The 8,620-nt window shown below is 62.9% G+C and carries 10 protein-coding genes; 3 read left to right on the top strand and 7 right to left on the bottom strand.

Annotation, left to right across the window (positions count from 1 at the left end):
- Positions 1-265 precede the first annotated feature (265 nt).
- The 5 genes from msrQ to ACN0S5_RS23725 all read right to left on the bottom strand — a co-directional run bounded on the left by msrQ (position 266) and on the right by ACN0S5_RS23725 (position 5,523).
- Positions 266-874 carry a protein-methionine-sulfoxide reductase heme-binding subunit MsrQ gene (gene msrQ / locus ACN0S5_RS23745; RefSeq protein WP_417211714.1) on the bottom strand — a complete coding sequence of 203 codons (609 nt, stop codon included), beginning with the start codon at positions 872-874 and terminating at the stop codon, positions 266-268.
- Positions 871-1,071 carry a GDCCVxC domain-containing (seleno)protein gene (locus tag ACN0S5_RS23740; protein ID WP_417211715.1) on the bottom strand — a complete coding sequence of 67 codons (201 nt, stop codon included), beginning with the start codon at positions 1,069-1,071 and terminating at the stop codon, positions 871-873. Before ACN0S5_RS23740 ends, msrQ begins: the two co-directional genes overlap by 4 nt.
- An 8-nt stretch (positions 1,072-1,079) precedes the next feature.
- A complete protein-coding gene (gene msrP, locus ACN0S5_RS23735) occupies positions 1,080-2,015 on the bottom strand; it encodes a protein-methionine-sulfoxide reductase catalytic subunit MsrP (protein WP_417211713.1) in 936 nt (311 codons plus the stop codon).
- Between the two features lie 289 nt (positions 2,016-2,304).
- Positions 2,305-3,771: a pyridoxal phosphate-dependent decarboxylase family protein gene (locus ACN0S5_RS23730; protein WP_417211712.1), complete on the bottom strand. Its 1,467-nt coding sequence runs from the start codon at positions 3,769-3,771 to the stop codon at positions 2,305-2,307.
- Positions 3,772-3,966: 195 nt separating this feature from the next.
- Positions 3,967-5,523 (bottom strand): FMN-binding glutamate synthase family protein, encoded by a 1,557-nt coding sequence (locus tag ACN0S5_RS23725; protein ID WP_417211711.1) that lies wholly within the window; start codon positions 5,521-5,523, stop codon positions 3,967-3,969.
- A 117-nt stretch (positions 5,524-5,640) separates the two neighbouring features.
- On the opposite strand from ACN0S5_RS23725, the gene ACN0S5_RS23720 reads away from it, so the two are divergent.
- The 3 genes from ACN0S5_RS23720 (at position 5,641) to ACN0S5_RS23710 (ending at position 7,798) form a co-directional block, all read left to right on the top strand.
- Positions 5,641-6,084: a DUF302 domain-containing protein gene (locus tag ACN0S5_RS23720; RefSeq protein ID WP_417211710.1), complete on the top strand. Its 444-nt coding sequence runs from the start codon at positions 5,641-5,643 to the stop codon at positions 6,082-6,084.
- Between the two features lie 264 nt (positions 6,085-6,348).
- The gene (locus ACN0S5_RS23715; protein WP_417211709.1) at positions 6,349-6,831 is read left to right on the top strand and encodes a fasciclin domain-containing protein; all 483 of its coding nucleotides are present in this window, start codon (positions 6,349-6,351) and stop codon (positions 6,829-6,831) included.
- A 118-nt stretch (positions 6,832-6,949) separates the two neighbouring features.
- Positions 6,950-7,798: a ParB/RepB/Spo0J family partition protein gene (locus ACN0S5_RS23710; RefSeq protein WP_417211708.1), complete on the top strand. Its 849-nt coding sequence runs from the start codon at positions 6,950-6,952 to the stop codon at positions 7,796-7,798.
- 79 nt (positions 7,799-7,877) lie between these two features.
- On the opposite strand, the gene ACN0S5_RS23705 is transcribed toward ACN0S5_RS23710, so the two are convergent.
- Both ACN0S5_RS23705 and ACN0S5_RS23700 read right to left on the bottom strand, forming a co-directional pair.
- A complete protein-coding gene (locus tag ACN0S5_RS23705; protein WP_417211707.1) occupies positions 7,878-8,282 on the bottom strand; it encodes a hypothetical protein in 405 nt (134 codons plus the stop codon).
- 61 nt (positions 8,283-8,343) lie between these two features.
- Positions 8,344-8,505 (bottom strand): hypothetical protein, encoded by a 162-nt coding sequence (locus ACN0S5_RS23700; protein ID WP_417211706.1) that lies wholly within the window; start codon positions 8,503-8,505, stop codon positions 8,344-8,346.
- Positions 8,506-8,620 lie beyond the last annotated feature (115 nt).

Raw genomic sequence — 8,620 nt, 5'->3', positions numbered from 1 at the left:
ATCAATACCTTACAACGCGCATTTTTTCACCAAAACGCCAAACCACACCCCCAACACACCCCAAAACACACCACATCTCGACTTACCCACAGCCTTACACACAACACAAATTCCAAATCACACGTGAATCACCCCCAAATCACCCGGTCCGCCCCTCCCAAGAATCAAGAAATCCGCCCTCAAGGGGCGGATTTCCTTTCGGCACCGGGCCGGTTCGTCCGTTTGAGTCGACTCAGGCCCAAGTCAGGCCCGACTCAGGCCCGGTTCAGGCAGGTCGCAACCGGGGCAGCGACCGGACTCGCAGCGCCAGCAGGCCAAGAATGACACCCAGATAGATCAGCGGCTCTATCTGAAAGCCTTTCACCAGCATCACATAGTGCACCCCGCCCAGAACCACCGCCGGATAGGTCAGTCGGTGCAGTCTGCGCCAGCGCGGCCCCAGTTTGCGCACGGACCAATTGTTGGAGGTCGCCACCAAGGGGATCATCAGCACAAAGCCCGCCATGCCCACGGTGATATAGGGACGTTTGAGGATATCGGCCCAGATCTGGCTCAGGATCTGCACGTCCAGCACCAGCCAGACCAGCAGGTGCAGGAACACATAGGTAAAGGTCATGATCCCGATGGCGCGCCGGAACTTGATCAGGTTCACCCCGGCCAGCCGCCGCAACGGCGTCACCGCCAGTCCGACAATGGCCAGTTGCAAGGCAAACTCACCCAAGGCATGCTCCAGCGCCTTGATCGGCTCGACCCCCAGACCGCCGGTGGCCCCCTGATACAGATACCATGGCGCAGGCAGGGCAAGCACAAGGTACAGCGCCCAGGGCGGCACGCTCCGCAAGAGCCGGTTCAGGCCATCAACAAGCGTGGTCATGCGCAACACCCCTTTCCGTCCTGAACAGGCGGACAGGGAACGGTGCCATAAGAACAGTAGACACAGCAGTCGCCCGGTTTCGGGCGCACCACCGTCTTGCACGAGGGGCACTCCCAGAAGAACTGGCAGGCGTCCGTCGGCATCTGCTCTTCGCTTCGCGCGTTGCAGGCCGGGCAGGTCAGGACAGAGATCAACATGAGATCGGTCAATAGTTCGCCTTCAGGTCCATGCCGTCATACAGCGCGGCGACCTCTTCTTCGTAGCCATTGAACATCAGGGTCGGCACACGTTTGGCGAACAGCCCGCCGCCGATCTTGCGTTCCGAAGCCTGACTCCAGCGCGGGTGATCCACCTCCGGGTTCACGTTCGAGTAGAAGCCGTATTCGCTTGGGCCGGCCTTGTTCCACGAGGTCGGGGGCTGTTTGTCCGTCAGGGTGATCCGCACAATCGACTTGATCGACTTGAACCCGTACTTCCACGGCACCACCAGCCGGATTGGCGCGCCGTTCTGGTTTGGCATGGGTTTGCCGTACAGCCCCGTCGCCATCAGGGTCAGCGGATGGCGCGCCTCATCCAGACGCAGCCCCTCGACATAGGGCCAGTCCAGCACCGGATAGCGCGTGCCGGGCATTTCCTCGGGGCGATAGACCGTCTCGAAGGCGACGTATTGCGCCTCGGGTTTGACCCCGGCGAGGTCCAGCAGATCGGCCAGCTCAAATCCGTTCCACGGCACCACCATCGACCACGCCTCGACACAGCGGAACCGGTAGATGCGTTCCTCGACGGTCATCTGGCTGAGGATATCGCCCAGCGCGTAGTCGCCCGGCTTGTCCACCAGCCCGTCGATGGTGATCGACCACGGTTCGGTCGTCAGCATGTGGGCATTTTGCGCCGGGTCGTCCTTGCGGGTGCCGAACTCATAATAGTTGCAGTATGAGGTGATCTCTTCAAAGGCGTTCGGTTCCAGCGCCATGTCGTCCTGCGCCAGCGCGGCACCGGGCATCCCGGACAGCGCCAGCCCGCCCAGCCCCGCCGCCCCCGCGCCAAGGCCAAGACCGGCCAGCAGCTTGCGGCGGTTCATGAAGATGGGTTCCGGTGTCACGTCGGAACGGGTCAGCTTGTTTGTCCAGCGCTTGGCCATGGGTCCTCCTGAGGCTTTCTTTGGACTCAAGATATGCGAGCATGGCCATCCGACAAACCAACGATCTCTCACGTTGCCGTCACGCGGGTGTAACACGTCGCACGCGTCCCAGCGCGTGCGACGGGTGGGCAGGGTGTGCCTTGCGCAGCAAGGGGTCACCGCCCACACCCCTCCATTCCGGACGCCGCCTCTCCACGCGTCCCAGCGCGTGCGACGGGTGGGTCAGGTGCGCCTTGCGCAGCAAGGGGTCACCGCCCACGCCCCTCCATTCCGGACGCCGCCTCTCTGCTCAGCCCTGCACCACCTCAGCACCGATCCGCAGGATCTCCCGCACCAGCAGGTCCAGATCGGCCCGCCGTGTCCGGTGATTGCAGATCGCGACCCGCAGGCAATGTCGCCCATCCACCGTGGTGTCGGACAGCGCGGCGATCCCCGCCTCCTGCATCCGCAGCATGATCTCTGTGTTCAGCGCCCTCAGCTCCCCCTCCGGCACACCCGACGGACGGTAACGAAAGCAGACGATGTTGATCTCTCGCGGCGCCATCATCTCCAGCTCTGGCACCTCGGCGATCAGCCCCTCCAGATAGGCCGCCTGAGCGATGTTCTGGTCGATCAACCGGCCGAACTTGTCGACGCCATGTTCCTTCAGCGTCATCCAGACCTTCAGCGCCCGAAACGCGCGCGAGGTTTGCAGGTTGTAATCATGCAGGTACTCGTTCGCCGCAATGCCACGCGGCTTTTCCTCCAGATATTCGGGATGCACGGCAAAGGTGTCGCGATGCAGCCCCCCATCCCGGACCAAAGCGCATCCCGCCTCAAACGGCACATGCAGCCACTTGTGCGGGTCCAGCGCCACGGAATCGGCGCGCTCCAGCCCCGCCACCAAATGCCCGTTCTCAGGCGCTATGGCGATCAGCGCGCCGATGCACCCGTCCACATGGAACCACAGGTCTTCGTCGCGGCACAGCGCGCCGATGGCGGCCAGATCGTCAATCGCCCCGGTGTTCACCGTGCCCGCCGTTGCAATCACCGCTGCGGGACAACAGCCAGCCTTGCGATCCTCGGCGATCATGGCGCGCAGCGCCTCCACGTCCATGCGGTAATCCGGCCCCGTCGGCACCCGCCGCAACGCCTTGTTGCCCAGACCCAGCAGTTCCACCGCCTTTTGGTGGCAACTGTGTATCTGATCCGATCCGTAAAACCGCAGGGGGCGCGGAATGGCGGCGACGCCTTCGGCCCGCAGATCTATGCCCGCCTTGACGTTTCGCGCCGTGGTCAGGCCGATGATATTGGCCATGGAACCGCCGCTGACCAAGGTGCCGCTTGCCGTCTCGGGAAAGCCCATCATCTGCTTCAGCCAGGTCACCACCTGCGTATCCATAAAGGCGGCGGCATTGTTGCCCCCGCCAAGGTTGGACCCGTCGATGGCGGCCATGAACTCGGCCAAAGCACCGCTGTAACTGCCGGAGCCCATGTACCACATCCAGAACCGCGGATGGATGTTGCCCATCGGATAGGGCATCAAAGTTTCGCAAAGCTGCTGATACACTTCCGGCAAATCGCTTGGCCCACGCGGCAGCGGCGCGCAAAAGGCCGCTTTGACCTCGGCAGGGATATCCCGCCACAGCGGCCGGTCACGCACATCCCGCACATGGGCGATGCCATCGTCAACAACCCTCCGGGCCAGCGCTTGCAGTTCATCCCACGTGGCCGGATCAAGCGTCTCTTCGGGTAATTCCTCGGTCCGAACGTCCATTATGCCCCCCCATTTCAAAATCCCCTGTCAAAAAAGGTCACTCAGCAATCTGCACAGCCTATCACAGGTTCCCGGCGGGGCGGCGGCAATTCCCGCACGTCCGACCGGGGAGAGGTTGGGGGAGAGACTGGGGGGGAGCCAGTCAGCAACTCCGGCGGATGCGCCAAACCCGGCACATCCGCCAAGGGGGAAAGGCTACGGGGCCTTCACATCCGCCGCCATCCGGCGCAGCGCCTCTTCGAACATGCGGTTGCCCGCAGCGCCGCCGTCGCCCAACCGGACCGACGGGAAGATCTCGTTCATCTGCACCGACGACCCGTCGTCCTTGACCACCCGCACATGCCGCCGCCGCATCTGACGCGGTTCCGCCACACCAACGGAATGCGCGATGGTCTCGACCTCGCTGATCACCGACTTGGCATAGGCCGCCACGCGCTTGTCCTTTTCGGACACCACCAGCCCCTTCTGCAAAGAGGGGATATGCGTGGTGATCCCGGTCGGGCAGGTGTTCTTGTTGCACTTGAGCGCCTGAATGCAGCCCAGCGAGAACATGAAGCCCCGCGCCGAGGTCACAAAATCCGCGCCAAGGCAGATCGCCCAGGCCACATCCCCCGGCGCCACCAGCTTGCCCGCCGCGACGATACGGATGCGGTCATGCAATCCCGCCAGATCGCGCAGATCGACCATGCGGATCAACGCCTCGCGCAGCGGCAGGCCGACAAGGTCGATCAATGGCATCGGCGCGGCCCCTGTGCCGCCCTCGCCGCCGTCCACGGTGATGAAATCCGGGGCGCATTCCTCGCCGCGTTCCTTGATCTTCTTGAAAAAGGCAAACCACGGATCGGCAGAGCCCATACAGGTCTTGAACCCGACAGGCTTGCCCGTCACCTCACGGATATGGGCGATCAGGTCCAGCAGGTCGTCGAAATCATCCACTTCCCGGTGCCGGTTGGGAGAAATCGCATCCTTCCCCAAGGGCACGCCCCGGATTTTGGACACCTCTTCGTCGATCTTGGCGGCGGGCAGGATGCCGCCCTTGCCCGGCTTGGCCCCTTGGCTCAGCTTGATCTCGAACATCTTGATCTCTGGATGCGCCGCCATCTCGCGCAGCTTTTCGTCGCTCAGGTTCCCCGCCGCATCGCGCACCCCAAATTTCGCCGTGCCGATCTGGTAAACAACGTCACAGCCCCCTTCGAGGTGATAGGGCGACAGCCCGCCCTCTCCGGTGTTCAGCCAGATCCCCGCTTTCTTTGCCCCCCGGCTCAGCGCCTTGACCGCTGGTTTCGAGATCGCGCCATAAGACATGCCGGATATGTTGAAGATCGACGGCGCGGAATAGGGTTCGCGGCAATAGGGGCCAATCTCCAGCGGCTCGGTCGAAGCATATTGATCGTCCAGCGGTGGAAAGACCGCGTTCATGAAAATCGGGGTGCCCGGCACGTTCAGGTTCCGGGTCGACCCAAAGGCCACCGTGTTGCCCTTGCCGCTGGACGCCCGGTAGATCCAGTTTCGTTGCGCGCGGTTGAACGGCATTTCCTCGCGGTCCATCGCAAAGAAATACTGGCGAAAGAACTCACCCAACTCCGTGAACAGGTTCCGGAACCGCCCGATCACCGGATAGTTGCGCCGGATCGCGTCTCCGGTCTGCGTCTTGTCGACAATATACATGACAACGATTACCGCCACCGCGACACCGATCATGAAGACGAAGAACAGCGCCAGATACTGTAGCGCGGCCATCGCGTATTCCATATTCTACCCCCCGAATGTATTGATATGCCTCAAGGCTCAGGTATTTCTCAGTCGATACTGTGACACCATCACAGAGGAATGGCAGCCCGTCTGCGAATTTCGTGAAAGGAAGAGTAAATGAGACAGTTTCTTGGTGCCACGGCGCTTGTGCTGGTGGCCAGCACGGCCTTCGCCGAGGGCATCGTCAGCTACGACACCAGCGACAGCTTTGACGACGTGGTCTTCGGGTTGGAAAACGCCATCCTCGATGAGGGGCTGGTGATCGACAGCGTCAGCCACACCGGCGACATGCTGGAACGCACCAAGGGCGATGTCGGGTCGGAGGTGACCATCTTTACCCACGCCGACATCTTCAGCTTCTGCTCGGCCCGGATCAGCCGCGAAGTGATGGAGGCGGACCCGATGAACGTGGTCTTCTGCCCCTACGACATCTTCGTCATCGTCCGCCCGGACACCCCCGACACCACCACCATCGGCTTCCGCAGCTACCCCGACGGCGAGATGAAAAAGGTCGAGGCGCTGCTCGACGGCATCGCCCGCGCCGCCATCGGTCTGGAATAGGCGCACCGCTACCGAAAACCGGACCGCGTCCCGGACATGCTCCGGGACCTCCCCCCTCCGGAATCGCGCCGGATCACACCAAATCCGCCGCCTCTGCATCACATAAATGTCAGTGGAAACCGCGCGCACCCCCGGCTTAGAAAACCTGCCCGCCAGATCAAGCCCGCGCCGCAAAAATCCCCACTGATCCACCCCCTTCTACGGCCCGTAGACCCGTTCGATGTGACCGACACATCGCAACGCTGGACCCAAGGAGGACTATCCATGATCCGCAAGACGTTCCTCGCCGCCACCACGGCGCTCGCCTTCGCCGCCACCTCTGCCTTTGCCGGCGGCCACTCGATGGACATCGTCGACACCGCCAAAGAGGCTGGCACCTTTGAGACCCTGCTCGCCGCCGCAACCGCCGCCGGGCTGGTCGACACCCTCAAGGGCGACGGCCCGCTGACCGTCTTCGCCCCCACCGACGCCGCCTTTGCCGCGCTGCCAGAGGGCACCGTCGAAACCCTGCTTATGCCCGAGAACAAGGATCAGCTGGTCTCGATCCTCACCTATCACGTCGTCGCCGGTAAGGTCATGTCCACCGACCTCTCCGATGACATGATGGCCAAGACCGTGCAGGGCACCGACATCATGATCGACCTCGACAACGGCGTCATGGTCAACGACGCCAGCGTCGTCACCGCCGATATCGAGGCCTCGAATGGCGTCATCCACGTCATCGACAAGGTGATCATGCCGAAATAACCCACGCGAAAGGCCCGCCCCCGCGCGGGCCTTTCGCCCCCACCGAACGCTGCAACGCCCTGTCCCGCAACGCCCCCTGTGCCCGCGCCATACTCGCGCCCGCAAAAAGGAGGCTCCCATGACGGACATCATCCACCACATCCCCCTCACCGACATCAACCCCAACGCCTTGCCCCGCGATCGCACCAGCGAGGACGCGGAGGCCGATTATGAGCTGATGCAATCCATCTTCATCGACGGCCTGCGCCAACCGATTGAGGTGTGGGAACTGTCGGAACAGTCAGCCGACGGCCACCGCTACGGGCTGATGTCCGGCTTTCGCCGCCTCGCCGCCTGCACCACGCTGGAAAAGGACACCATCGCCGCGTTCCTGCGCACCCCGGAAAGCCTCCCCAAGGCCGTCACCGCCATGGTGGCCGAGAATGAGATTCGCAGCCAGATCAGCCCGTGGGAAAAGGTCCGCCTGATCCTGCAATGTCTGCGGGAAGAGATCTTTGCCACCCCTGACGAAGCCATCGCCGCGCTCTTTCCCACGTCCTCGCGCCAGAAAACCGCCCGCCTGCGCGGCCTCGTGCCGGTGGTGCAATGTTTTGACAGGTTGCTGAACGCGCCAGAGCGGTTGACCACAAGGCGGCTGGATCAACTGACGGCGGCGATGAATGCGGGGTATGAGGATCTGCTGCTGAACGCCCTCTCCCCCTTCCCGCGCACCGCCGCGCCCGAAACCCAGTGGGAGGCGCTGGCCCCGGTGCTGCAAGAGGCGCTCAACCCCCGCCCCGCCGATCCGGCCCCCGGCACGAGCGGCGACCCCCGCCGCATCCGCACCATCCGCAACAACCTCATCATCCGCCGAGAACTCACCCGCACCGGCTGGATCCTGCGGTTTTCAGGCCGCGAGGCCAAGTCACCGGGCATCATCGACGACGTGATGGACTACGTGGAACTGCATTTCGGCAAAGAGGTGTGAGAGGAGGCGCTCCCCGCCGCCGCAAGGTGGCGGGGAGGTGGAGTGGTCCATAGCGGACGTTCAAGCTCGGATTGCCGGCTCAGTAGCGCTCGCCCCAGTCTAAGTCGATATCACAGCCATTGCCGCCGTCCGCCTCTACCATGATGCCATTGTGGCCGCCCCCTGCCTCCATCACGGCGTCAGCGATTACCCAGCGGAGAGCAGGAACCCAGAGGCCGGGCCGAACGGTCACAGTGTAGCATGCCCCGGCGTTTGAATCGCACCAGATGATTTCAAGGCGGCGCGCCATCAACTCGGGCAGGGCGTCGACGATCCGGCGCATGATGTCCAGCTCCGCCAAAACAGCCCACCGGCTTTCGATCTGGACGCCCCTATAGAGGAAGCCAGATACGGGGGCCTTCTGCCCGGCCTCTACGCGGTCAATGTCATACTGGCGCGGGATAAGCTCAGCCGCCTCAGGCGGCAGGTCGGTGAACTCTACCATGCTTATCTCCTGTGAACTGTCGTGCCCCGCGAAGCTCTGACGCAGGGCACGACAATGGCCGTCACTTCTTCTTGATGGTCTCCACAACATGGGTGGACTTGCGTTGCGTGGCCTTCTTAATTGTGGTGAAGCGGCCAGTCTTGGCGCTGCGGCCAACTTTGAACGTCTTGGTTTTCATCTTTTGAACTTTCACTTTTGCGTTGAGAGTGGGAGGCGCGCTCATCGCGCCTCCCGTTGATCTGGGTGGGGTGTCTATTCCGGGATCAGAATAGGCCACGCCCGCAGCCCAAACGCTTTCCCGTAGAGCCGGGTGCCGGTCTTTGAGCATGTCCGCCTAG

The sequence above is a fragment of the Antarctobacter sp. genome, assembly GCF_048262615.1.
Classification (GTDB): Bacteria; Pseudomonadota; Alphaproteobacteria; order Rhodobacterales; family Rhodobacteraceae; genus Antarctobacter.
The sequence above is the reverse complement of the archived record's forward strand: the minus strand, read 5'-3'. Positions and strand labels throughout refer to the sequence as shown.